The organism is Collinsella sp. HCP3S3_D1 (assembly GCF_052064015.1).
Taxonomy (GTDB): domain Bacteria; phylum Actinomycetota; class Coriobacteriia; order Coriobacteriales; family Coriobacteriaceae; genus Collinsella.
Map to the genome: position 1 here is coordinate 1 of NZ_JBQHWK010000029.1, position 24,369 is coordinate 24,369.

Genomic DNA, 24,369 nt, shown 5'->3' on the forward strand with positions numbered 1-24,369 from the left:
CCATTTCAAATGGTTCGATGTCTGCCCGGATGCGACACATCTGGTGTGTCCATCCTCGCAGTATCCGGTTCTCAAGGTGCACGCCCCGCGGTCAATCCGGTCCGACCGGGCCGCGCGGCAAGGAGATATATTGCCAGACCGCGAAGCGATGTGGGACGTCAATTCCACTCTTCACAAGTCCTACACAATATATCGCTTCCTATATAAGTAATAGAAAGGCTGGTGCAGAAATACTGCACGTATCAGATGATGACCCTTCGGTTAAGAGATATATAAAGATCGGTCACCTGTAAGTATCTATCTACCCGCGCTTTTGCTATATAAACCAGCGCCTTAGATAAAAAGAGGGAGCGCCGCGCACAGCGCGACACTCCCCTAGCGATTCAAGAGAATCAATTAGGCCTCGAGAGCCTTCTTGGCGATGGTAGCCAGCTCGTTGAAAGACTCGATGTCCTCGTAAGCCATCTGAGCCAGGACCTTGCGGTCGAGCTCGATACCGGCGACCTTCAGGCCGTGCATGAACTGAGAGTAAGAGATGTCGTTCAGGCGAGCAGCAGCGTTGATACGGGTGATCCAGAGAGAGCGAATCTCGCGCTTCTTATTGCGGCGGTCACGGTACTGATACTGCAGAGAGTGCTGGACCTGCTCTTTAGCATGCTTGTAAGTACGCGAAGCGGCACCGTAGTAACCCTTCGCACGGTGCATAACGGTACGGCGCTTCTTCTTGGCGGCAACAGCGCGCTTAATACGTGCCATGTTCTATCAACTCCTAGACGGTTAAACGAAAAACGGGAACGCTAACTTAGGCGAGACGCGACTTGATGACCTTGCGGTCGGCAGCGGCGATCTCGGTCTCCTGACGGAAGCCACGCTTACGCTTGGTGGACTTCTTGCTCAGGATGTGGCTCTTGAAAGCCTTGGCGCGCATAAGCTTGCCGGTACCAGTCTTGCGGAAACGCTTCTTGGTGCCGCTGTGGGACTTCATCTTAGGCATGAAATACTCCTTAATCGGTTACAGAACACTAGTTACTTAGTATCACTTGCCGCTTTATCCTCATCAAAGGCGCCCTTAATTGGGGCGAGCAGCATAAGCATGTTACGGCCTTCCATCTTAGGCTTGGACTCGACCGTAGCGTAAGGCTTAAGATCCTCGGCGAGACGCTCGAGAACGTTAAGACCCTGCTCCGGGTGAGCCATCTCACGGCCGCGGAACATGATGGTGATCTTAACGCGTGCGCCCTTCTTGAGGAAACGCAGAACGTGGCCCTTCTTGGTCTCGTAGTCGCCAACGTCGATCTTGGGTCGGAACTTCATTTCCTTAACCTCGACCTTGGACTGGTTCTTACGAGCAGCCTTGGCCTTCATGGCCTGCTGGTACTTGAACTTACCGTAGTCCATGACCTTGCAGACCGGCGGCTCCGCGTTGGGAGCGATCTCGACAAGGTCGAGACCCTGATCGTCGGCGACGCGCTGGGCATCGCGGATGGCGAACAGGCCGAGCTGAGAGCCATCGACGCCAATCAAACGGCACGAAGATGCAGTGATCTCGTCGTTGATGCGGGTGTCATCAGACTTAGCTATTTTCCCTACCTCCATTCATAAAAAAATAACCCGGCGCTTTTTTGCAACCAGGTCGTACACATAGACATCCTCGATATGAGGAAGGGAATCTAAGTTGTATGACCAGTCAGCTGCTCATTGGCGCCAAAAGGTGGGAACCCTCGGGTTCCTCTTTAGGGCATTGCGGAAACAACACCTTGGCGATAATAACACGTACCGCTCGTTATCACATTACGTACACGAAAAAGGGGGCCTCGACCCCCTTGAACGCTCTTTTGCATGTATGGTGCCCGAGGCGAGACTCGAAGGGCCTTCGCTTCGCGAAGCCCCGGGCTTCGGGCGCATGGCGCCCTCGCCACGCTCCGCTACAAACAGGCCACAGGCCTGTTTGCTTAACGCTCCGCGCGCTCACGCGAGTTCGGCACGAAAAAGGGGGCCTCGACCCCCTTGAACGCTCTTTTGCATGTATGGTGCCCGAGGCGAGACTCGAACTCGCACGTTGTTGCCAACGGTGGATTTTGAGTCCACTGCGTCTGCCAATTCCGCCACTCGGGCACGTATTGCGTGAGTTAGTTTATCACAGCTTTCCGTAGATTAGTCCGAAAATGGAACTTCGAGCATTTCGATGAGTTCGACCGTGCGGAGCATCTCGCGCTGGCGGCATCCGCGACCGTCGACCGAGGCCTCGCCCATCTGGTTATCGTAGGGGTCCTCACGCATACCGTCAAAGACGGGTTCAAACTCTGCCTGGAACCGACAGTTTGCCACCATGCGCCATGGATCGAGGTTGCCAAAGTAGTGGCGGCGGCGCCATTCCTCCCCCATCCTGCGTGCCGAGGATCCAAACGAGACATCGGCGTTAAGCCAACCCGTCTGCGGTGTATAGAACTCCGCCCAGTCATGCGAGCCCACCGAGTCGGGCGCAACGTACAGGCCGCTCTGCCAACGTGCGGGCACGCCGGCGATGCGGCACATGGTGATAAACGTGAGTGCCATAACACCGCAGTCACCGCGAAGCGAATGCGCGCAGTCATCGGCGATAGAGCCCAGAAGCAGATACGGTGGCTGGTATCGATAGTCGATATGATGCGTCAAATAATCATAGATAGCCCGAGCGCGGTCGAGCTGATCCTCGAGACCATCGATAACATGTTCGGTCAGCTGCTGCAGATACGGCGTGAATGCAATATGTGGTCGGTCCTCGGAAATATCCTTGGGCAGCGGCGCGTCCATACACGGATGCGCCGGAAGCGCTCCCCCGTAGATATCGCAATAAGCGGCATCAATCAGATAACGATAGGTCACTGAGAACGATCGATCAGCCGAGGAAACCCACGAGGCGGTACGCGCCAAAGCGTTCGCGGGAGCAAGGACCCCCTCCGGCGTCATATCGAGAATCTCGATATGAGACTGCTGGCGGCAGGCTGCGGCAACGGGAAGCCACGCGCGAACGGCCTCCCCCTCCAGAGCACCGGGAACAGACACGGATGCTTTAAGCGTAATGGCACGAGACAGCCCGCCCTGTGATTCCATCTTCTTAAGCATCTGGTTGCGCAGCGCAGTTCCATCCGTAGAATCGGGACGCAGGCCCGGAACCTCCTTGGGATACACACGCAAAGAATCAAGGAAGTTGTCGAGAACGAACAGTTCACCATCGATAAAGCGCCAGTCGATGCGCTTACGATCGATCAGGTCGTCAAACTGATCCTCGGTAAACTCCGGCCACTCCTCGCGGATCATCGCAATAGCCTGATCGCGCGACACCGAAAAATGAAACGACGTCTCGATCATGCGATACCGCTCGGCACGAACGCAAGCGGCCAACGAGGGATCAGGGCTCTGCTCCAAAAGACGGTCGCAAGCCGCAACAGCCTGCGCCAGGTACCCGGCGTCCTTGAGACGAAGGATCTCAGGTGGCAATCCAATGTCGAGATGACGAAAATCATCGCAACAAACATCAAAAGAGCAACCAACGGGGCCCTCGGCAACAACCTTTCCATCGGCAGGCAAAACATTAACGACAGCCATAACCACTCCCACGCAGAACAACAACCCGAGACCATTGTACCGACATAAAAAGAAAGCCCCAACAAGGGAGCCATCAACACCGCTGAACGGTAGTCAAATAAATAATTCAGCCCAGTAACCCTGTAGCGAGTTAACGAAGGAGGCCCCGTTTCCCCGGAGCTGATTCCATCGCGCGACTTCTGGCAAAGCCAGGTGAGCGCAAGGGAAAAGCGTAGGGTGAACGGGGCCTCCGACGGGAAAGTTAAACCGCTACTTACGCCTTGTTGACGGAGCCAAACTCCTCCATGAGCTCCTTGGCGCGGGCAACGATGTTGTCGCGACCAGGCTTGAGGAGCTTGCGGGGATCGAAGCCCTTGCCCTGCTGATCCTTGCCAGCCTCGATGTACTCGCGGACGCCCTTGGCAAAGACAAGCTGCAGGTCGGTATTGACGTTGATCTTGGAGATGCCCAGGGAGATGGCCTTCTTGATCTGATCCTCGGGGATGCCGGTACCACCGTGCAGAACGAGGGGCAGGTCGCCGATCTGAGCCTTGATCTCGCTCAGACGCTCGAAGGAAAGACCGGCCCAGTCGGCGGGATACACGCCGTGGATGTTGCCGATGCCGCAGGCGAGGAAGTCGACGCCCAGGTCAGCAATCTGCTTGCACTCAGCGGGGTCAGCGAGCTCGCCGTTGGAGGTCACGCCGTCCTCGGTGCCGCCGATGCCGCCGACCTCGGCCTCGATGGACATGCCCTTGGAGTGGGCGAGCTCAACGAGCTCCTTGGTGCGATCGAGGTTAAGCTGGAAGGTTTCCTCGTGAGAGCCGTCATACATGATGGACGTGAAGCCGGCCTCGATGCACTTGAAGCAGTCCTCGTAAGAACCGTGATCGAGGTGAAGGGCGACGGGAACGGTAACACCCGTGGCCTCGACGGCAGCCTTGACCATGTCGGCGCAGACCTTGAAACCGCCCATCCACTTAGCGGCACCAGCGGTGCACTGAAGGATCAGCGGAGACTTGGCCTCCTCGGCGGCCTGGAGAATAGCCAGAGTCCACTCGAGGTTGTTGGTGTTGAAGGCACCGAGAGCATACTTGCCGGCCTCGGCCTTCTTGAGCATGTCTGCTGCGTTGACGAGCATAAAAGAAACCTCCTGTAAGGTTGCTCCGATAACGCATGAGATTTTACCACGGCGTACCCGAGCGTAAACGTTCGTTTGTTCACGAATATCGTCCAAACAGACTTTTTTTGACCGTTTGCCCTACGGAATCGGCCCGTTGGGGAAAATATCTTGACGTTTGGACACTTCTCGTGCTTAAGCAGCTGACTACAAAGCTACATCTGCATGAAAGGGTTCTGCATGAGCTCGCGCGCCATAGTGGTCGAATCACCATGCCCCGTTAAACAAACGGTATCGGCTGGAAGCAGCTGGGCGAGCTTGGAGAGCGAGCGCAGAATCGCCGCCTCGTCTCCACCGGCGAGATCGGTGCGGCCGTGGCTGCCCGGGAACAGTGTGTCGCCAACAAAGGCGATGCTTCCCTGCTCGGTGGCGGCGAACAAGACAATGCCACCCGGTGTGTGACCGGGCGTCTCGATCACCTGCAGGCAGATATCACCCAATTCAATCGTATCGCCCTCAGCAAGCAATCGCGTCGGCTCGCCCGGATCGGGCGTATCGATGCCCCACATCGCTCGCTGCTCCTCGATATTCTCACGAGATACCAACACGTCCTTCGCACCTAACTCATATAGGAAACCCTTACCGACGGCGGCTCGCGCTCCGGCAACGCCACCTACGTGATCGGCATGGCCATGGGTGCAGACAGCGCCTAGCACGTGCGCGTCAGGATGCTTGGCATAGATATATTCCACAAGACGCTCACCTTCCCAGGCCGGATCGATAATCAGGCATTCGCCGCTCGAGATTACGGCGTAACTGTTGGTCTGAATGGGGCCGTTTACAAGCGCCTCAATCGAAGCCGTACCCCGAGGGGTTAAGTCCAAAGCTGCAGTGACCATGAGCACGTCCTCCTTCTACAAGCGTCGAGGCATCAAACGATGCCTCGAACGTAGCCAATATCATTACCGTTGTGCGTTCGTCACGCCTATACGCGACGCTTAAGCTGAGCCCCACCCTCGCCAGGCATCAGACGGCGTGCGTCATAGACCGAGTCGACACTGCTGATGGATGCCAGCAGCGGATCCAGACCGCTCGCGTCCGAAATCTCGACCATAAAGCGCAGGGTCGCAATGCCCTCGCGGTTGGTCGAGGTAGCGGCGGAAAGGATATTTCCGCCTGCATCGCCAATGGCGATGGTGACATCCTTGAGCAAGCCCATACGATCCAAGCACTCGACCACGATCTCGACCTGGAAAAGCGTATCGGCAGCACCATCCCACTCCACGTCAATCATGCGCTCGGGGTGTTCCATGAGACCCTTGACGTTGGGGCAGTTGGCGCGATGCACCGAGACGCCTCGACCGCGCGTGATAAAGCCCACGATGTCGTCGCCCGTCACCGGATTGCAGCAATGCGCCAGACGAACCAGCAGGCCGCTGTTGCTCTCGCCCTTGACGATAATGCCGTTACTTGCACTCTTGCCACGCTTTTGCGGTTTGCGGTTGGAACCGCGGGCAGGCTGCTTGACGACCTCAGCGATGGCTTCGGCCTTGGTAAGCTGCTCCTCGGGCTTGGGATCCAAGATTTGCTCGACCTTATTGCCCACAGCGCGCGGGGCGACCTTGCCCGCGCCAACGGCTGCGAACAGGTCCTCGAGTTGCTTGAAGTTAAACTGCTCCGCCACGGCATTGAGTGCACGCGTGGATCGCGGCGTAGAGATGCCGTACCCGCGCTTGCGCATGTCCTTGGCCAGCATATCGCGACCGGCAGCAGCGTCATCGTCTTTGGTCGCAGCGGCGAAGTAACGGCGAATCTTTGACTTGGCCGAAGGCGTCTTGACGATCTTGAGCCAATCGCGCGACGGCTTGGAGCTCTTGTTAGTCAGGATCTCGACACGGTCACCCGTCTTGATTTCGTGCGTGAGCGGAGCCACCGCGCCGTTGATTTTGGCGCCGACGCAGTGGTTGCCGACCTCGGTATGAACAGCGTAGGCAAAGTCGAGCGGTGTAGAGCCCGCACGAAGCGCCATGACCTCACCCTTGGGCGTAAAGACAAAAATCTCCTGGTCAAACAGGTCGACCTTCAGTGAGTGCAGATATTCTTTGGCATCGGTGATCTCGTCAGAGGCTGCCCAATCGAGCGAGTGCTTGAGCCAGTTAATCTGATCGTCCAGACGCTGTGCGTCGTTGGTCTTGGAGGCAGACGATCCGCCCGATTTCTTATATAGCCAGTGGGCGGCGATGCCGTACTCGGCCTGCTCGTGCATCTCGTAGGTTCGAATCTGAATCTCGAGCGGACGGGCCGTGGGGCCGATAACCGTCGTATGGAGCGATTGGTAGTTATTGACCTTGGGCATGGCGATATAGTCTTTAAAACGACCGGGCATGGGATGCCACAAAGTATGCACGGCACCAAGCGTGGAATAGCAATCGCGCACCGAATGGGTGATGACGCGCAGCGCCACCAGATCATAAATCTCGGAGAACTCCTTGCCCTTGCGCTTCATCTTTTGATAGATGGACCAATAGTGCTTGGAACGACCGTTGATCTGAAAACCCTCAAGGCCAATGCGGTCGAGCTCATCGGTAAGCGTCTTGATAGTCTCGGCCAGAAAGCGTTCGCGAACCTCGCGTGACTCTGCCACCATGCGGGCGATGCGCTGGTAAGCGTCGGGTTCAAGGTAGAAGAAGGACAGATCCTCGAGTTCCCACTTGATAGAGCTCATGCCCAGGCGGTCGGCCAGGGGCGCATACACATCCATGGTCTCGCGCGCCTTAAACAGGCGGCGGTCCTCGCGCAGGGCGGCAAGCGTGCGCATATTATGCAGGCGGTCGGCGAGTTTGACGATGATGACGCGAATGTCCTTGGACATGGCGAGGAACATCTTGCGCAGCGTAAGCGCCTGCTTTTCGTCCATGTTGTCGACTTCGATGTTGGTGAGCTTGGTCACGCCGTCGACGAGCTCTGCCACGGTTTCGCCAAACAGACCCGAAACATCGGCAAGCGAGGTATCGGTATCCTCGACGGTATCGTGCAGCAATGCAGCGCACACCACATCGCAGTCCATCTTAAGGTCGGCCAAAATGATAGCCACCTCGACGGGATGGTTAATGTACATCTCACCCGAGCGCCGCTTTTGGTTGCAGTGCTTCTCGGCAGCAAAGCAGTAGGCCTGCTCCACCTTGGAGAAGTCATCCTCACTCATATATTTAAGGCACAGGCGCTCCAGCTTGTCGTAGCTGTCCGCCATAATCTCGGGCGGCAGATCATCGGCATGCGTATAGTGCTCCATCTCCGAAAAGGGCTGGAGGGCGGAATCATGGGCGGTACGGGCTGCGGCATCCATCGAGGTCCCCTTCCCTAGGCCCGCGGTACGATCGGGCGGTTAATTTTGGTAAGCATATCAGAAGCGCACGAATCGAGTGCCCAACTCCGGAAAGCCGAGAACTCCATGCGCGAGCGCAAGCCCTCCAAATAGCGGATCGACCTGCTCAACTGCACGCGCCCGGGGTTTTCGGTCATCGCGATGCGACGGGTATCGTCAAACCCCGAAACGTGACAGAAACCGAGCTCTTCGAAGATTCCCAAGCCGCTTGCCACCGAACGCTCATCGACCGGCGTGCGCGCGTCGATTGCAAGGCACATCTGCGCAATGTCGATATCGCTTGCGCAGAATGAATCGTCCCCCGTCTTGCCACGATTGGAGCGCCACATGGTCTGCAGCGCCCGATAGAGCGTGACAAGCTCATCGCGCTCGGGCGCGTAACAATCGAGCAGGCGCTCATTAATACGAGCGTCACGAGACGAATAGAGCAGGTGAATCACGGCAGGCTGCCCATCGCGGCCGGCACGGCCACTCATCTGGTTAAACTCAATCGCGCCAAACGGCATGTGGTAGAGCACGACATGGCGGATATCGGGCAGGTTGACGCCCTCACCGAAGGCCGAGGTTGAAACGATGCAGCTCAGGCTGCCATCTCGAAACGCCTCCTCGACGCGTCGACGATCGGAACGCGCAAGCCCGGCGTTATAGAACGCGATATGGGTCGCGCAGTCGGGCACACGTTTGCGCAACGTCTTGGCAAGCGCCACGGACTGGTCGCGCGAGTTCACGTAGATGACGGTCTTCTCCCCCGTCGCAACGATCGAAACCAGGCGATTTTCACGGCTCGCAAGGTCACGATCGTCCTCGAGTTGTAGGTTCTCGCGAACGGTCTCGTCGACCACCGTGCTGGTAATCGGCAGTACGCGAGCAAGCTCTGCCACAACTGGAGCCGTCGCGGTAGCCGTTGCCGCCATGACAACGGGGTCGCCCAGGGCTTTAAGAATATCGGGCATATCGAGGTATGCACTCCGGTCACCACCCTTAGCAAGACCGGCATGGTGCGCCTCATCGATAACAACGAAGCCAATACGTCCAGAACGCGCAAATCGATCGCGGTGGATAGACAAGAACTCGGGCGTCGTGAGAACGATACCGGTGCGACCCGAAGCAAGGCCGGCGAACACGTCATCGCGTACGGCCTCCACGGTCTCGCCAGTCAGCACGCCGACACCAATGCCGAGCGCGGCCATCGTCGAGGAAAGGTGATAGGCCTGATCAGCAACGAGCGAACGCAGAGGATAGACAAAAATGCTCGCACGCCCGCGAAGAACCGCCTCGCGCGCGGCATGCACATGGAAAATCAGAGACTTGCCACGCCCCGTCCCCATAACGGCCAAAACGCTCTGATGGTCGGCAAGCGCGTCGAGTGCCTCGACCTGCGCGCGATGCGGCTGGTTCGAGCCGATAAAGCTATGGATAAGCGAGCGCGTGAGCTCGGTATAAGAAAGCTGGGCGAGCGTCTCGCGTTTACGCGACTCCAGGCGCAGACCAGAATCCGCCGGTTGCACGCCGCGGCGGAGCTCACATGCCGGATCGTCGATATTGGGCGCCGCGGTATCGCGCACCAAGACATCTTTGATCATGAGCTTGGGCTTCACACGTCCCTGCCAATGCTCGGCCACGGCCTCGAACACCAAGTCGACGGCGCTGTCGCAATTGATGAGCCTATCGATCTGCGGCACGCGGAACATGATGGCCGGCACACTCGCGGCACCATCGGTCGCCACAAAGCGCATGTGCTCGCCGGTTTTGCCCACCACGGCGCGATCGCACATCGTCACGCCCTCGGCGGCCAGAAGCGGCACCTTATTGCCCTGGCCAAACGGCTCAAGACGGGAAATTTGCTCGATGGTCTCGATATTTAGCTCGGAGAGATCAACGGTGGCGGCAACCTCGTCAGTGTCCTCAAAGTCCTCGGCGGGAAGCTCCGATAGCACGGCCGAAAGGCGACGGCGGAACTCATCGAGCTTGGATGCCTCGATGGTCACACCCACCGCACCGGCATGCCCGCCGCGACGAATCAGCAGGTCGGAGCAACGCTCGACGGCATCGAACAAGTTGATCTTGCCCACCGAGCGGCCCGATCCGCGCGCAACGCCACCCTCGATCGAGAAGAGCAGCGCCGGCACGTGATAGCGATTGGTCAAGCGGCTCGCCACGATGCCCTTGACGCCCTCGTGCCAGCCCTCGCCGCCCACGACGATTGCGCGCCCGCCGTCATAAGTCTCCTCGACCTTCTCCATGGCATCGCGCGTAAGCTCGGCCTCGATCTCGCGGCGTTGGCGATTGATTTCCTCGAGCTCGGCGGCAAGCGCGCTCGCTTCGATGGGGTCGCGGGCAAGCAGCAGGTCGAGCGCCAGCTTGGGATCGGCCATGCGGCCGGCAGCATTCAGACGGGGGATGAGCGAAAACGACAGGCCGTCGGCCGTAATGGTAGAAAGGTCGGCCTTGGCAAGTGCGGCAAGCGCGATATAGCCGGGACGGGCCGTCACGCGCATCTGCTGGATGCCCTCGGCGACCAGTGCGCGATTCTCGGGCGTAAGCGGCATCATGTCGGACACGGTGCCCAGCGCCGCGACCTCTATCAGCGAACGCCAATACGACGGCTTGCCCAAACGCTCGCCCAGGACCTGCACCAGCTTGAGTGCCACGCCGGCACCGGCAAGCTCGCGCGAGGGACCCTTGTCCTCGAGCTTGGGGTCGGTCAGGGGCACGCCCTGCGGCACCTGGTCGGACGGCTCGTGATGGTCCGTGACCACCAAATCGATCCCCAGGCTCTCCAGATAGGAGGCCTCTTCCTTGGCGGCAATGCCGTTATCGACGGTCACGATCAGCTGGGGGCGAGCGAGCTCGTTAACGCGGTCGAGCGCCGCACGCGACAGACCGTAGCCCTCGTCAAAACGATGCGGAATAAACGGCGTGACGTTGGCGCCAAACGAACGCAGCGCCTCGGTCAACAGACAAGTCGACGTAATGCCGTCGACGTCAAAATCGCCAAAGACGGCGATGCGCTCGTGGCTGCGAATAGCACGCTCAACGCGGTCGACGACGACCGCCATACCCGGAATAACGAGCGGGTCCGCCCAGTCGCGATCGAGCGAAGGCGTCAGAAAAAGCTGGCCTTCCTCGATGGATGTAATGCCGTGCGCAACCATAATGCGCGCCACCAGCCCGGGTATGCCCAGGCCAGCCGAAAGCTCCTTTTCGAGCTCGGGGTTTTGCTGAGCGACCGCCCAGCGATGCGTTGTCTTAAGCGATGACATAGGCGCCCACCCCCGATAGGGGCAGGTCGCCGCGATACCTCTCACGGTTCATAGCGATGAGTCCTCTGTGTATGCCCGCTTCGGCAGGCAGATCTGTTGAACGGATTTATTATACCGTGCGGCGCGGACGCACAACGTCCAGCACGCCGTGGTTTCGATAAACGAGGGCGGTAATAGCCTCGAAATAATCGGGCGTTTCAGCCACACGGACGCATGCGAGCGTCTAGCATATCCATTCAAAACGGATTCACGAGCAAAGGGAGTCACAAGCGCATATGAAGCAATGGGTTGGACTGGGTAAGTTCCTCGCGGGGCATATGCAGATCATCGTTCCGATTTGCGTGACGCTTGGCGTGCTCTTTCCCCAGCAGATCGGCGTACTCAAGCCCATCGTCCCCACCCTGTTTGCCTTTATGACGTTCCAAGGTGCCCTCAGCAACACCTTCCATCAGGTAGCCGAAGTATTCCGCCGTCCGCTGCACCTGATTTTGGCGCTGCTGGTCTCGGCGGTGCTTATTCCCATAACAGCCTATGCCATGGGGTCGCTGTTCTTTGGCTCCAACCCCAACCTCGTCTGCGGTATCGTGCTCGAGTACAGCGTACCTGTGGCAGTCACTGCCTTTATGTGGATTAGCATGTTCGGCGGCAACGGCCCGCTCGCGCTCACCATCATCCTGACGTCCTCGGTTATCTCTCCCGTTACGATTCCGCTCACGCTTAAGCTCTTGCTGGGCGCCACCGTCTCGATCGACGTGCCGGGCATGATGCAGAACATGGCCTTCATGATCGCTATCCCCGCCCTGCTCGGCATCGTGATTAACGAACTCACGCGCGGATGGGGACACGAGAAGCTCTCCCCCGCGCTCTCGCCCGCCTGCAAGTTCATGATGATGGGTGTTATCGCGTCGAACTCCACCGCCATGAGCGAGTACGTGCTGCACATGAACGCGGTGCGCTTGGAAGTCGCCCTCTTTATTTTGATCTTCGCCATCAGCGGCTTTGTCGTCGGTATTCTGGTCGCCCGCGCACTGCATCTGCCGTATAGCGAAACGACTACCATGTGCTTTACCTGCGGCATGCGCAACATCTCTTCGGGCGCCGTCATCGCCACGCAATACTTTCCGGGCGAAGTCGTATTTCCCGTCATGTGCGGAACGCTGTTTCAGCAGGTACTTGCCTCGCTTATCGGGCATCTCTTTGAGCGTCTAACCGGCGAGGAGCGCGCTGCCCAGCGCAAGCGCGTCGAGGCCGGCCGCGACGCCATGGCACGCTAGGCTGTCCACATTACGCGGGTGTTAGTCTTGCTATACGAGCGTTTCCAGATGTGCGCGCAGGCGCTCAGCATCGATATCGAGCGTCGTCTCGGCATTGACCTGGGCCAAACGATAGCCGACAAAGTAGGGCGAAACCACCCAACGCGGCAGCGCCTTGGCAATGGTCCGACCGCCCAGGTGATAGAAGAACAAGTTGTACGACTCTGCACGGCCACCGTGGTGCTCGTTTAGGATATAACGCAGAGCTACCTGGATCGCATCGGCGAAGAGATCCGCCTCGGCTTGGTCCCGCGTGTCATCGCTGGCGGCGATTCCCCGCGGAGCTGAAACGTTGACCTCAAAGAACCCCATAATCGGTTCGGTTGAGATGTTGACCGCAATTCTCCCCTGTTGCCAGACATTGATGCCTTCGAAATTGGCGGAAGTCAGCGAAGCATAGCCATCTTCCTGCTCCAAACCCACAATCTGCATGTGCGGATGAACGAGACTACCGCCCGAGAGCGGACCCTTGTTCTTGTACATGAGCACGCTTCGATACTGCCGTGAATCGATCATCTGCTGCCAGCAACCCAGGGCAAACCGCATCACATGATGCAGCTCGTCCGGCGCATAGGTCACCAGGTCTGCGTCATGGTCGGCCGACTCGATCAGCACGGTTTGACGGGTGGCGCGCAGGGTCTTGAACTTATTCTCGAGCCAGATACAGTCACCGTCGCGCCGGATGATATTGGCGAGTTCCTCGGTATCGCAAAAGGGGCACGCGGTGCCAGGGCGCCGGTTGTCGTCGGGCTTCCCGCTCGCCTGCTGAACGTCAAATACCAGGGGCACGGGTTATACCTCCAGCGGCACGATCTTGGTGCCATGGAGCTCGGAGACGCCCAGTGCCGCAGCCACGGTATCGCGGTTGGCCGTGGAAATGCCGCCGCCGGGAAGGATGGTCAGGCGATCGTCCGCGTAGTCGATAAGGTGCGACAGATGCTCCAGGTTGTCCTCAATCGGCGTGCCGGCGGCACCGCCATGCGTCAGGATGCGCGTTATGCCGCAGTCGGCGAGCGTGTCAATCGCGTCGAGCTGAGCCTCGGGCGAGAGCTGGTCAAACGCCATGTGAAAGGTGATGTCGATGGGCTCGCGCTTGCACTCCTCGGTCGCGCAGCCCGCAGCCATCACAAGGGCGCCCAACGCAAGTTCATCGAGCGCCCATCCGCCGGCACAAGGCTTGCAGCAGCCAAAGACCAAGCCATCGACGCCGGCACTTACGGCAAGGCCCAAGTCCATCTCCATCATGCGCAGCTCGTCCTGGTTGTAGTGAAAGTCGCCGCCACGCGGACGGATCATGCACATCACCCGTGCATCGTGCTCGCGAGCATAGCTGGTCGTAGCGCTGATAACGCCGGCCGAGGGCGTGGTGCCACCAACCGCAAGGTTGTCGCACAGCTCAATGCGTCCCGCACCGGCCGCAATGGCCGCCGGCACCCGCTCAAAGTTCTCGGCACAAAACTCGTACAGCATAGATAGACCCCCAGATGACACTTCTATTTCCACACGGCATTGTCGCACTTTAAATACCAAGCCAACGGATCATTTCAAAAGGGGCGCTGACCGAGTTGGTCAGCGCCCCTATTACTGGATGGATTAACCACCAAGATAAGCTTTGCGGACGTTGTCGTCGTGCAGCAGCTCTTGGCCGGTGCCGGTCATGGTGATCTTGCCGGTCTCGAGCACGTAGCCGCGTGTGGCGATGGAAAGCGCCATCTGCGCGTTCTGCTCGACCAGGAGCACCGTGGTGCCGGCCTTGTGCAAATCCTCGACAATCTGGAAGATCTGCTCGATCAGGATCGGCGCCAGACCCATGGAGGGTTCGTCGAGCATGAGCAGCTTGGGGTTACTCATAAGGGCACGACCCATAACGAGCATCTGCTGCTCGCCGCCCGAAAGGGTGCCGGCCACCTGGCGACGGCGTTCCTTCAGGCGCGGGAACTGCTCGTAAACACGCTCGAGGCCCGGGGCAACCGTGGACTTGGGCTGTGTATAGGCACCCATCTCCAGGTTCTCCTCGACCGTCATCTGCAAAAAGGCACGACGCCCCTCGGGTACCTGAGACAGGCCCTTGCCAACCAGCTTGTCGGCGGGCGTATGGATAATGTCCTCGCCCATAAACTTGATGGAGCCGGTCTTGGAGCGCAGCAGGCCCGAGACAGTCTTGAGCGTCGTGGACTTGCCGGCGCCGTTCGCGCCAATCAGGGCCACGATCTCGCCCTCGTTAACGTTAAAGGAGATGTCCTTAATGGCGTGGATGGCGCCGTACCAGACGTTGATGTTGTAGACGGAAAGCATCGGCTCTGCCATTTAGTTCTCCCCCTTATCCTGCTTGCCCAGATAAGCCTCAATAACGGCTTCGTTGTTCTGGATTTCCTCGGCCGTGCCCTTGGCGATGACCTTGCCAAAGTTAAGCACGCAGATACCCTCGCAAATATTCATGACAAGCGACATGTCGTGCTCGATGAGCATGATGGCAATGCCAAAGGTGTCGCGAATCTTGACGATGTTCGCCATGAGCTCCGCAGTCTCGGACGGGTTCATGCCGGCGGCAGGCTCGTCGAGCAGTAGTAGCTTGGGATTGGTGGCAAGCGCGCGGACGATCTCCAAACGACGCTGAGCGCCGTAAGGTAGCGAGCCGGCCTGCTCGTTTGCCAGATGTTCCATATCAAAGATAGACAGAAGCTCCATGGCGCGCTCATGGGCGGCCTTCTCGTGCTTCCAATACGTCGGCAGGCGCAGCACGCCCTCAAAGCCGGAGTAGCGCTCCTGGTTGTGCAGGCCGACCTTTACGTTGTCCTCCACCGTCATGGTGTTGAACAGGCGGATGTTTTGGAAGGTACGAGCGATACCCATGCGGTTGACCTGGTAGACGGACTTGCCCGAGGTGTCCTCACCGTCGAGCAGGATGGTGCCGTGCGTGGGCTGGTACACCTTGGTGAGCAGGTTGAAGACCGTGGTCTTGCCGGCTCCGTTGGGGCCGATGAGACCGGCGATCTCGGTCTTACCGATGGTCAGGCTAAAGTCGTCGACCGCCTTGAGGCCGCCGAACTCAATGCCCAGGTGGATGCACTCGAGCGCCGGGCGCTCGCCCAGGTCGCGGTCGGGAACGATGGCGCCAGAAGGATACGGGACCATCTTGCCCTTGTTGAACTCAAACTTACTGGGCATCGGTTGCCACCTCCTTCTTGGAAGCAAAGCGGTCCTTAATGCGCGCGAAGAACGCCTTGAGCTGCGGGTTGTTAGTAAAGACCATGACCAGAATCAACACGATGGCGTAGATGAGCATGCGGTAGTCCGAGAACTGACGGAGCAGCTCGGGGAGCACCGTGAGCAGCGCCGCCGCGATGACGGAACCGCGCATGTTGCCCAGACCGCCCAGGACCACGAACACCAGAATGAGAATCGACGTGTTGAAGTCGAACTTAGTAGCGGAGAGCTGCGAGAAGTTACCGCCGAAGAGGGCTCCGGCAGCACCGGCGAGAGCGGCGGAGACCACGAAGGCGATCATGCGGTACTGGGTGACGGAGATACCCACGGACTCGGCAGCGATCTTGTTATCGCGCACGGCCATGATGGCACGACCGGTGCGGCTGCGGACCAAGTTGAGCACAATCACGAGCGCAACCATAACCAGGATGGCGCCAGCAAGGAACGTCGAGTAGGTCGAAACACCAGATGCGCCCTGGGCACCCTTGATGATAGCGGTGCCGTCTTCGAGCAGGTGTAGGTCGTCGATCGTGGAATTGCCCGTGATGTTAAAGATCACGTGCAGGCCGCGGGAATCGACGCCCACAATGAGGCAGGTAACGATCTCTTTGATGATCTCGCCAAAGGCCAACGTTACGATGGCCAGGTAGTCACCGCTCAGGCGAAGGACCGGAATACCGATCAGGAAGCCCAGAATGGCAGCGGCGATAGCGCCGACCACAATGCTGATGATCAGACGCACCGGGTCGGACGGAATGGCGCTCTCCAGCGCGACGGCGGTGACGATTCCCGTATAGGCGCCGACGCTCATAAAACCCGCGTGGCCTAGCGACAAGTCGCCCGCGATGCCGACGACGAGGTTGAGCGAGATGGCCATGACGATATAGGCCGTGATGGGAACCAGCTGACCGACAATCATGCGCGGAATCATGTGGTTAGACTGCATAAAGAACACGATGGCGAACGCCACAACGCACATGGCGTACGTGACAAAGTCGTGACGCGTCTGCTTGTCTGTAAGAAACTTCATAACGCTCACCTACACCTTCTCGGGTACGTACTTGCCCAAGAGGCCGGCAGGCTTGACGAGCAGGACGATGATCAAAACGCCAAAGACGATGGAGTTGGCAAGGCTCGTGGAAATGTAAGCCTGCGCCATCGCCTCGATGATGCCGATGAGAATGCCGCCGACAAAGGCACCGGGGATGGAGCCGATGCCGCCGAAAACGGCAGCGTCGAAGGCCTTGATGCCAGGCATGGCGCCCGTGGTGGGCTGCAGAACCGGCGAGTAGGAGCACAGGAGCACACCGGCGATGGCGGCAAGGGCGGAGCCGATGGCGAACGTCATCGAGATGGTGCGGTTGACGTTGATGCCCATGAGCTGGGCGGCGGCCTTGTCCTCGGACACGGCGCGCATGGCCTTGCCCATCTTGGTCTTACCTGTAAAGATCATCAGACCGGCCATGATAACCAGGCAGGCGACGATGGTGACGAGCGAGACGGCACTTACGTTGAACTTGGCCAAGAACTCCGGCACCGGGAAGGTGACGAGCGAAGTGAAGTTCTTGGGCGTGGCGCCCCACAGAAGCTGCGCGGCATTCTGCAGGAAGTAGGACACACCGATGGCCGTGATCAGAACGGCCAGCGGGCCTGCTTGGCGCAGCGGCCTATAGGCCAGACCCTCAATGAGAACACCGAGAACCGTGCAGACCACACAAGAGAGAACTACAGATGCCCAGCCCGGGAGGCCGAGATACGACGTGGCGCAGAACGAGACATAGGCACCGACCATGATGACATCGCCGTGAGCGAAGTTGAGCATCTTGGCGATACCGTAGACCATGGTGTAGCCCAACGCGATGATGGCGTAGACGCTGCCCATGGACAGGCCGTTGACCAGGTATTGGATAAAGACCGTCATGTTCCACATCCCCCTTTCGAATAGGTTTCCAGTTGATGTATGAAACAGGGACGTTACGTTGTCCCCAGATACCAAGCAAGCAGGGAAGGCGAAAACCTCCCCTGCTTGGGATCAAAACCGCTCTATGTAAGGCGGCCTATTAGGCCAGTACGTACTTGCCGTCGGTGATGACATACGCCGTAGGATCCTTCTGGACCTGGCCCTTGTCGTTCCAGGAGAGCTTGCCGGTCAGACCGTCAACGGTAATCTTGAGCATAGCCTTGGGCAGCTTCTCGGCAACCTCGGTCGGGTCGGCGTCGACACCAAGACCGGCCTCCTTGAGGGCCTCGGCCACCGCGTGCACGCCGTCGTAGGCATCGGCGGCAAACTGGTCGGGGGTATCGCCGTACTTATCCTTGTAAGCGTTGACGAAGTCGGCGTTCTTCTCGTCGTCGGCGGAGAACGGGGTCATGAGCAGCAGACCCTCGGCAAGAGAGGTGTCGAAGCCCTCGACGCCCAGGATACCGTCCATGCCGTCGCAGCCCATCATCTTGACGTCGTAGCCCATGTCCTTGGCGTTCTTGAGCAGGACGGACGCCGGCGTGTAGTAGATCGGCGCAAAGATCATGGTGGCGCCGGCCTGCTTGGCCTTGGTCAGCTGGTTGGTAAAGCTCGTAGCGGAGTCGTCCTTAAAGGTCTCCTCGTCAACAATCTCGAGCTTAGACTCAGCGGCCTGAGCCTTAAAGGAATCTGCAATGCCCGAAGAATAAGCGTCGCCGGAGTTATAGAACAGCACGAACTTCTCGTCCGCATACTTCTCTGCCAGGAACTTGGCAGCGTTGACGCCCTGGTTGGGGTCGGTAAAGCAAACCTGGAAGACGCAATCCTTTCCGTCGGTGACGTCCTCGGAGGACGCGGACGGGGTGATCATGAATGTCTTGGGGTCGTTGCTGCACTCTGCGGCAACGGCAACCGACGCACCCGTGGTGGTCGGGCCGACGAGGGCCTGCATGCCCCAGTCGAGCAGGTTATTAAAGGCGTTGACGGCCTTCTCGCCGTCGGCCTGGTCGTCCTCGGCCTTGCTGGCAAGCGGCAGCTCCTTGGTGGAGAAGTCCTTGCAGCCAAGCTCGACGCCCTGGGTAACGGACTTGCCGTAAGACGCGGCGGCACCGGTCAGCGGGCCAATGGTGCCGATCTTAAACGAAGCGTCGCTCGAAGCGGAACCGCTGTCGCCGCCGTTGGAGGAGCAGCCAGCTAGAATGGACATCGCCCCCAGACCTGCTGCGCTCGCGATAACGCTCCTGCGATTCATAACAGGGTTCAATGACTTACCGGTGAGGCTCGACATGCGGCTCTCCTCTCAAATCTCGTCGGGTTTCGGTTACCCGACAGGCCATCCTCCGCCGTCTTCGGCGTTCGCAAAATAGTAGACGCTTTAGTTGAGAAAAGTGGCGATTATTTCAACTTTTCTTTTGCCTTGTCCATTTATCCATAATTATGCGTATTTCTGTCGGTTTATACAGTTTAGCGACTTTATTGTGTGAAAGTAATGTTTCCGTTCTGTTACAAGCTTTCCTGCCCTGAATAACATGGCCCCACCGGTCTCGTTATATGCACTTAGGCGGCGATGTACTTGCCGTCCTGAATCACATAGGCCGTAGCGGGCTTCTCGACTTGGCCCTCGTCGTTCCACGTGAGCTCGCCTGTCAGGCCCTCAATCTTGATCTTGCGCATAGCCTTGGCAAGGTCGCCGGCAATGTCGGCGCCGTCGACCGTAATGTCGATGTCCGCCTCATCGATCGCCTCGACAATCGCGTGGATGCAGTCATAAGCATCGGCGGCAAACTGGTTGGGCGTCTCGTTGTAGGCGTCCTTATATGCCTTGACGAAGTCGGCGTTCTTCTCATCGTCGGCAGAGAACGGGGTCATGAGCAGCACGCCCTCGGCAAGAGAGGTGTCGAAGCCCTCAACGGAGAGCAGGCCGTCCATGCCGTCGGTGCCCATGAGGGTCATGTCGTAGCCCATGTCCTTGGCGTTCTTGAGCAGGACGGACGCCGGCGTGTAATAGATCGGGGCAAAGATAAGCGTGGCGCCGGCCTCCTTGGCCTTGGTGAGCTGGTTGGTAAAGCTCGTTGAAGAGTCGTCCTTAAAGGTCTCGGTATCGACGATATCGAGCTTGGACGCCTTGGCCTGCTCGGCAAAAGCGTCGGCAACGCCCGAGCTATACGTATCGCCGGAGTTGTAGAACAGGGCGATCTTGGCGTCTGCATACTTCTCGGCCAGGAACTTCGCGGCGCTGGCGCCCATGGTGGGATCGGTGAAGCAAACCTGAAAGACCGTGGTCTTATCCTTGGTGACGTCGAGCGACGAGGCCGAAGGCGTGACCATGAGCATATCGTCGGCGATCTCGCCCGAGACGGCGACGGCGGCACCAGTCGTGACGGGGCCGACGAGCGCCTGCATGCCCCAGTCGCACAAGGTATTGAAGGCGTTGATGGCCTTCTCGCCGTCGGCGACGTCATCCTCGGACTTAAGCGAGAGTTTGAGATCCTTGGTCGAGAAATCCTTGGCGGCGAGCTTGGCACCTTTCTCGGCCGAAACGCCATAGGTTGCCGCGGCGCCGGTCAGAGGGCCGATGACACCGATCTTGAAGGTCTTACCGTCATCGGCGGAGCCGCCGTCCGAGCCACCCGACGAGCAACCAGCGAGTGCGGCAGCGCTGCCGAGCGCCGCGGCGCCGGCGAGAAAGTTCCTACGGCTGAGCATGCTGTTGATGTTGAACATGGTGTCCCCCTTTTTTTCGCTGGCCGCGGTGCGGCCGTCTTGCGGTACGGGGCAAACCTTATGGCGCAAACGTTGACAGTTTGTTACGGAAGTTCGTTTGTAGCGAGCATGTTTCCAATGTTTCCGCAGCGTTTCGGGGGTGCCGTTTTGTGCGACTCCTGTTGCCTGGCGAGCACGCGCTCTCGGTTCACGCTAGAATGCACTCAACATTACTTGATCAATCAATCTATAAGATGCACGAAGGAGCTATCTATGAGCGAACCCCTGCGCACCGTGAACGTCGGTCTGATCGGTCTGGGAACCGTCGGCGGCGGCGTGGCCCGTCTGATCAAGAGCCACCACGATGAGTACCTGGCCGCCTACGGCATCGACCTTAAGCTGACCCGCGCCTGCGCGCTTGCCTGGGAGCAGGCCGAGGCAGCCGGTATTGAGCGCGAGGCCTTTACGAGTGACTGGCATGACGTCGTTACCGACCCCGCCGTCGATATCGTCGTCGAGCTGATCGGCGGCGAGCATCCCGCGACCGAGATCTTCACCACGGCCTTTGAGCACGGCAAGCACGTCGTCTCTGCCAACAAGGCCCTGTTGGGCCGCCACGTCGAGACGCTTGCCGAGAAGGCGCGCGCGTGCGGCGTGCAGATTAAGTGCGAGGCCAGCTGCGGCGGCGGCATCCCCATCGTGAGCACGCTCGAGCACGACCTGGTGGGCAACAAGATCCTGACCATCGCCGGCATTCTCAACGGTACCACCAACTATATCCTGTCGCGCATGGACGCCGAGGGCGCCGATTACGCCGACGTGCTTGCCGACGCGCAGGCCAAGGGCTACGCCGAGGCCGACCCGTCCGCCGACGTCGACGGCTTCGACGCCGCCAGCAAGACGGCGATCCTCGCCTCCATCGGCTTTGGCACCCGCGTGACCACCGATGATGTGTACCAGCAGGGTATCCGCACCATCGGCGCCGAGGACATCGCCCAGGCCCGCGAGCTCGGCTACACCATTAAGCTGCTCGGCATCGCCCGCAACACCGACGCCGGCGTCGACGTCCGCGTGCATCCCACGCTGATCCCCGCCGACCACATGCTTGCCAAGGTCAACGGCGCCATGAACGCCGTCTACGTGGTGGGTGACGCCGTGGGCGAGACCATGTTCTACGGCGCAGGCGCAGGCTCCTTCCCCACCGCGAGCGCCGTCGTGGGCGATATCCTGTCGCTCTCCGAGCAGATCAGCCGCGGCGTGGCTCCGCTGCCCGAGATTGAGCCCTATGGCCACAACCTCGCCTTTAAGCCCATGGACGAACTCCAGACCAAGTATTATGTGCGCCTGAAGGTCGCCGACCGCGTGGGCGCCCTGTCCGAGACGGTCGATATCTTTGCCAAGCACAACATCTCGATCTCGCTCATCAACCAGGTCGAGGACGGCAAGTCGGGCGTCAGCGATGCCTGCTCGGTCATCTTCCTGACGCACCGCGCGCTCGAGAAGGACGTCCAGGCTGCCGCCGCCGAGCTTGCCAGCGTCGACTGCGTGGCCGAGGTCGCCAACGTCCTGCGCATCGAGAACGTCGAGGCCTGGACCGAAGGCGTCATGGCCAACTAACCCAACGCTCGCCTAGCAATACGAGCTTTGAGGGCTCCCGTCCGATGTGGGACGGGAGCCCTTTTGCCTCCTGCCCTAAGCACAACGGCAGAGCACATTTGCGCGAGCCGCTCATCGGTAACGCGCGCTACCGTTCACCGATATGCAAACGCGGTCGATTCCGGCTACCGCTACGCTGGCTGAGAATGCCCGCCCGCGATGAGAGGAAGCACTATGTTGCTCGAGGGCAAGAAAGCAATCGTCACCGGAGGCACGCGCGGTATCGGCTATGCCATCGCCTGCCGTTTTATCGAAGAGGGCGCCGCCGTCACCGTCTTTGGCTCGCGCCAGGAGACTGCCGACGCGGCCGTTGAGAAGCTGGCGGCCGCCTATCCCGACGCCAAGGTCTGGGGCCGCTCCTGCGACCTCACCTCACTCGAGGCCGTGACCGAGGCTTTTACCCAGGCTGCAACCGACATGGGCGGCCTGGACACAGTCGTCAACAATGCCGGTATCTCCCAGCGCTCGCCGCTTTTGGACTACACGGCCGAGGAGTTCGCCAAAGTCATGGACCTCAACGTCGTCGCCGTCTTTAACGGTCACCAGGCGGCCGCCAAGATTATGACCGAGGCCGGCCACGGCGGCACCATCACCACCACGAGCTCGATGGTCGCCAAGTACGGTCAGCCCTCCGGCGTCGGTTACCCCACGTCCAAGTTTGCCGTCAACGGCATGGTCCAGTCGCTCTCGCGCGAGCTCGCCCCCATGGGCATTCGCGTCAATGCCGTCGCACCCGGCGTAACCAAGACCGATATGGTCGCCAACCTGCCCGAAGAGGTCATCAAGCCCATCATCGCCACCATTCCGCTGGGGCGCATGGGCGAGCCCGAGGATGTCGCCAACGCCTTTGTTTTCCTAGCGAGCGACATGTCCTCCTACGTCACGGGCGCCGTGCTCCCCGTCGACGGAGCCGCCCGCTCCTAAAGGTCGCAAGCCACGACTTCCACCCTCACCGCGCCCCAACCAAAACGGCGCGCGGCCTGAACCACCCGCCGCCAGCGCGCCTTCTTCTGTTTGTAAGGGAAACAGCGTCCCGGTATTTCAGCTCAGAACGGGACACAGCTTCCCTCAGGGCCATGTTTCGGAAAATGCGCCCCGTTTTGAACGCCAATTCTGGGACGCGCTTTCCTCAAGGCCTTTGATTCGGAAAGCGCATCCCATTTTGAACCTTCAGACTGGGACGCGCTTTCCGGCAGGAGTCCAAAGCGGAAACCGCATCCCACTCTGGGCGTGGGACTGCGGACAAAAAGTTGGACCGTTGAGGTCCGGAACGGAGTCCTCATGGCATACAGTAGGAGAATGGTGGAGAGGGCCAGGGCGCTTCGCGGCGCCGGGCTCACCGTCATGGAGATAACCGAGATACTCGGCGGGCCCGGCAAGACGTCCGTCTGGCGCTGGATCAGGGACGTGCGCAAGCCCGCGGGAAGGGCCGGTGGAGGAATGGACCTGCCGCGACTCGTCGGGGACGGCCCCGACTACCCCGACATCGACCCGGAGGACAAGGACGCCCTGATCGAGCGGCTCAGGCTCGAGAACGCGGTGCTGAGGGCGGTGCAGGACGTTTTAAAAGCCGGGAGCCTCGACGGGATGTCGAACAGGGAGAAGACCCTGGTGATAGACCGCCTGAGGCCTGCGGGGAAGTGGTCCTTGAGAGAACTCACCGGCTTCTTGAGGATATCGAGGAGCTCCTATGACTACCAGCGCCGCGCGATCGCCAGGCCGGACCGCCTGGCGCCGCTGAGGGACGTCGTGCGGCGGGTGTTCCTGGAGGACGGCGACGGCGCGCGCGGCTACCGGTTCGTGGTGCGCAGGCTCCGCGAGCTCGACGACCCCGTGCGCGTCTCCGAGAAGGTCGTCCGGCGCATCATGCGCGAGGAGGGGCTCGTCCCGAGGTGGATGAGGAGGAGGGCCGGCGCCTACAGCTCCTACGGCGGCGAGGTGACCCCCGCCCCGCCGAACCTCGTGCGCCGCGACTTCCGCTCGGCCCTGCCGAACTTCCTGTGGCTCACCGACATAACCGAGTTCAGGCTGCCGACGGGCCGCAAGGTGTACCTGTCCGCCATCAGGGACTGCTTCGACTCCTCGATCGTCGCCTGGCGGGCGGGCTGTTAGCGTCAATCTATTTTTCACCAGTTTCGCTAAACAGGCGCGCCGTTCGCGCAAAGGCGGTTTCACCGGTTGCGCTAACGTATTTT

At 59.7% G+C, this 24,369-nt stretch carries 20 protein-coding genes and 1 tRNA gene; 4 read left to right on the forward strand and 17 right to left on the reverse strand.

Translation table 11 applies throughout. The annotated features are described in order from the left end of the window. Positions 1-396: 396 nt before the first annotated feature. From rplT to recJ, 9 genes are all read right to left on the reverse strand, one after another. The gene (rplT, locus tag ACTNDJ_RS08640) at positions 397-756 is read right to left on the reverse strand and encodes a 50S ribosomal protein L20 (protein WP_006234421.1); all 360 of its coding nucleotides are present in this window, start codon (positions 754-756) and stop codon (positions 397-399) included. 46 nt (positions 757-802) lie between these two features. After that, positions 803-994: a 50S ribosomal protein L35 gene (gene rpmI / locus ACTNDJ_RS08645; RefSeq protein ID WP_006234422.1), complete on the reverse strand. Its 192-nt coding sequence runs from the start codon at positions 992-994 to the stop codon at positions 803-805. A 32-nt stretch (positions 995-1,026) separates the two neighbouring features. Continuing rightward, complete coding sequence (infC, locus tag ACTNDJ_RS08650; protein ID WP_006234423.1) at positions 1,027-1,596, reverse strand: translation initiation factor IF-3; 570 nt, start codon at positions 1,594-1,596, stop codon at positions 1,027-1,029. 432 nt (positions 1,597-2,028) lie between these two features. Continuing rightward, positions 2,029-2,115 (reverse strand) — tRNA-Leu (locus ACTNDJ_RS08655). A gap of 39 nt (positions 2,116-2,154) precedes the next feature. Then, positions 2,155-3,588, reverse strand: coding sequence for a transglutaminase-like domain-containing protein (locus ACTNDJ_RS08660; protein ID WP_441064173.1), 1,434 nt, complete (start codon positions 3,586-3,588; stop codon positions 2,155-2,157). Between the two features lie 253 nt (positions 3,589-3,841). Continuing rightward, positions 3,842-4,708, reverse strand: coding sequence for a class II fructose-1,6-bisphosphate aldolase (gene fba / locus ACTNDJ_RS08665; RefSeq protein WP_441064171.1), 867 nt, complete (start codon positions 4,706-4,708; stop codon positions 3,842-3,844). Positions 4,709-4,902: 194 nt separating this feature from the next. Beyond that, the gene (locus ACTNDJ_RS08670) at positions 4,903-5,586 is read right to left on the reverse strand and encodes an MBL fold metallo-hydrolase (protein WP_441064170.1); all 684 of its coding nucleotides are present in this window, start codon (positions 5,584-5,586) and stop codon (positions 4,903-4,905) included. An 86-nt stretch (positions 5,587-5,672) separates the two neighbouring features. Next, the gene (locus tag ACTNDJ_RS08675) at positions 5,673-8,033 is read right to left on the reverse strand and encodes a RelA/SpoT family protein (RefSeq protein ID WP_441064168.1); all 2,361 of its coding nucleotides are present in this window, start codon (positions 8,031-8,033) and stop codon (positions 5,673-5,675) included. Between the two features lie 14 nt (positions 8,034-8,047). Beyond that, a complete protein-coding gene (recJ, locus tag ACTNDJ_RS08680) occupies positions 8,048-11,335 on the reverse strand; it encodes a single-stranded-DNA-specific exonuclease RecJ (protein ID WP_441064166.1) in 3,288 nt (1,095 codons plus the stop codon). Positions 11,336-11,610: 275 nt separating this feature from the next. Between recJ and ACTNDJ_RS08685 the strand changes: the two genes are divergently transcribed. Further along, positions 11,611-12,609, forward strand: a complete 999-nt coding sequence (locus ACTNDJ_RS08685; RefSeq protein WP_427794445.1) for a bile acid:sodium symporter family protein — start codon at positions 11,611-11,613, stop codon at positions 12,607-12,609. A 30-nt stretch (positions 12,610-12,639) separates the two neighbouring features. Here ACTNDJ_RS08685 and ACTNDJ_RS08690 read toward each other — a convergent pair whose 3' ends face one another. The 8 genes from ACTNDJ_RS08690 to ACTNDJ_RS08725 all read right to left on the reverse strand — a co-directional run bounded on the left by ACTNDJ_RS08690 (position 12,640) and on the right by ACTNDJ_RS08725 (position 20,539). After that, complete coding sequence (locus ACTNDJ_RS08690) at positions 12,640-13,437, reverse strand: DUF4931 domain-containing protein (RefSeq protein WP_427796206.1); 798 nt, start codon at positions 13,435-13,437, stop codon at positions 12,640-12,642. Positions 13,438-13,440: 3 nt separating this feature from the next. Then, the gene (locus ACTNDJ_RS08695; protein WP_427729154.1) at positions 13,441-14,118 is read right to left on the reverse strand and encodes a copper homeostasis protein CutC; all 678 of its coding nucleotides are present in this window, start codon (positions 14,116-14,118) and stop codon (positions 13,441-13,443) included. Between the two features lie 123 nt (positions 14,119-14,241). Further along, positions 14,242-14,955 (reverse strand): ABC transporter ATP-binding protein, encoded by a 714-nt coding sequence (locus tag ACTNDJ_RS08700; protein WP_229770701.1) that lies wholly within the window; start codon positions 14,953-14,955, stop codon positions 14,242-14,244. Beyond that, positions 14,956-15,816 carry an ABC transporter ATP-binding protein gene (locus ACTNDJ_RS08705; protein ID WP_427719717.1) on the reverse strand — a complete coding sequence of 287 codons (861 nt, stop codon included), beginning with the start codon at positions 15,814-15,816 and terminating at the stop codon, positions 14,956-14,958. After that, complete coding sequence (locus ACTNDJ_RS08710) at positions 15,806-16,885, reverse strand: branched-chain amino acid ABC transporter permease (RefSeq protein ID WP_441064165.1); 1,080 nt, start codon at positions 16,883-16,885, stop codon at positions 15,806-15,808. Before ACTNDJ_RS08710 ends, ACTNDJ_RS08705 begins: the two co-directional genes overlap by 11 nt. Positions 16,886-16,894: 9 nt before the next feature. Continuing rightward, the gene (locus tag ACTNDJ_RS08715) at positions 16,895-17,776 is read right to left on the reverse strand and encodes a branched-chain amino acid ABC transporter permease (protein ID WP_154517188.1); all 882 of its coding nucleotides are present in this window, start codon (positions 17,774-17,776) and stop codon (positions 16,895-16,897) included. Between the two features lie 139 nt (positions 17,777-17,915). Beyond that, positions 17,916-19,103 (reverse strand): ABC transporter substrate-binding protein, encoded by a 1,188-nt coding sequence (locus tag ACTNDJ_RS08720; RefSeq protein ID WP_427719715.1) that lies wholly within the window; start codon positions 19,101-19,103, stop codon positions 17,916-17,918. A gap of 269 nt (positions 19,104-19,372) precedes the next feature. Then, positions 19,373-20,539 (reverse strand): ABC transporter substrate-binding protein, encoded by a 1,167-nt coding sequence (locus ACTNDJ_RS08725; protein ID WP_441064164.1) that lies wholly within the window; start codon positions 20,537-20,539, stop codon positions 19,373-19,375. 252 nt (positions 20,540-20,791) lie between these two features. Here ACTNDJ_RS08725 and ACTNDJ_RS08730 point away from each other — a divergent pair, with 252 nt between their 5' ends. The 3 genes from ACTNDJ_RS08730 (at position 20,792) to ACTNDJ_RS08740 (ending at position 24,286) form a co-directional block, all read left to right on the forward strand. Continuing rightward, positions 20,792-22,135 carry a homoserine dehydrogenase gene (locus tag ACTNDJ_RS08730; RefSeq protein ID WP_427729157.1) on the forward strand — a complete coding sequence of 448 codons (1,344 nt, stop codon included), beginning with the start codon at positions 20,792-20,794 and terminating at the stop codon, positions 22,133-22,135. A 213-nt stretch (positions 22,136-22,348) separates the two neighbouring features. After that, a complete protein-coding gene (locus tag ACTNDJ_RS08735; RefSeq protein ID WP_441033393.1) occupies positions 22,349-23,098 on the forward strand; it encodes an SDR family NAD(P)-dependent oxidoreductase in 750 nt (249 codons plus the stop codon). A gap of 357 nt (positions 23,099-23,455) precedes the next feature. Beyond that, a complete protein-coding gene (locus ACTNDJ_RS08740) occupies positions 23,456-24,286 on the forward strand; it encodes an IS3 family transposase (protein ID WP_441064163.1) in 831 nt (276 codons plus the stop codon). The last annotated feature ends 83 nt before the right edge of the window (positions 24,287-24,369 follow it).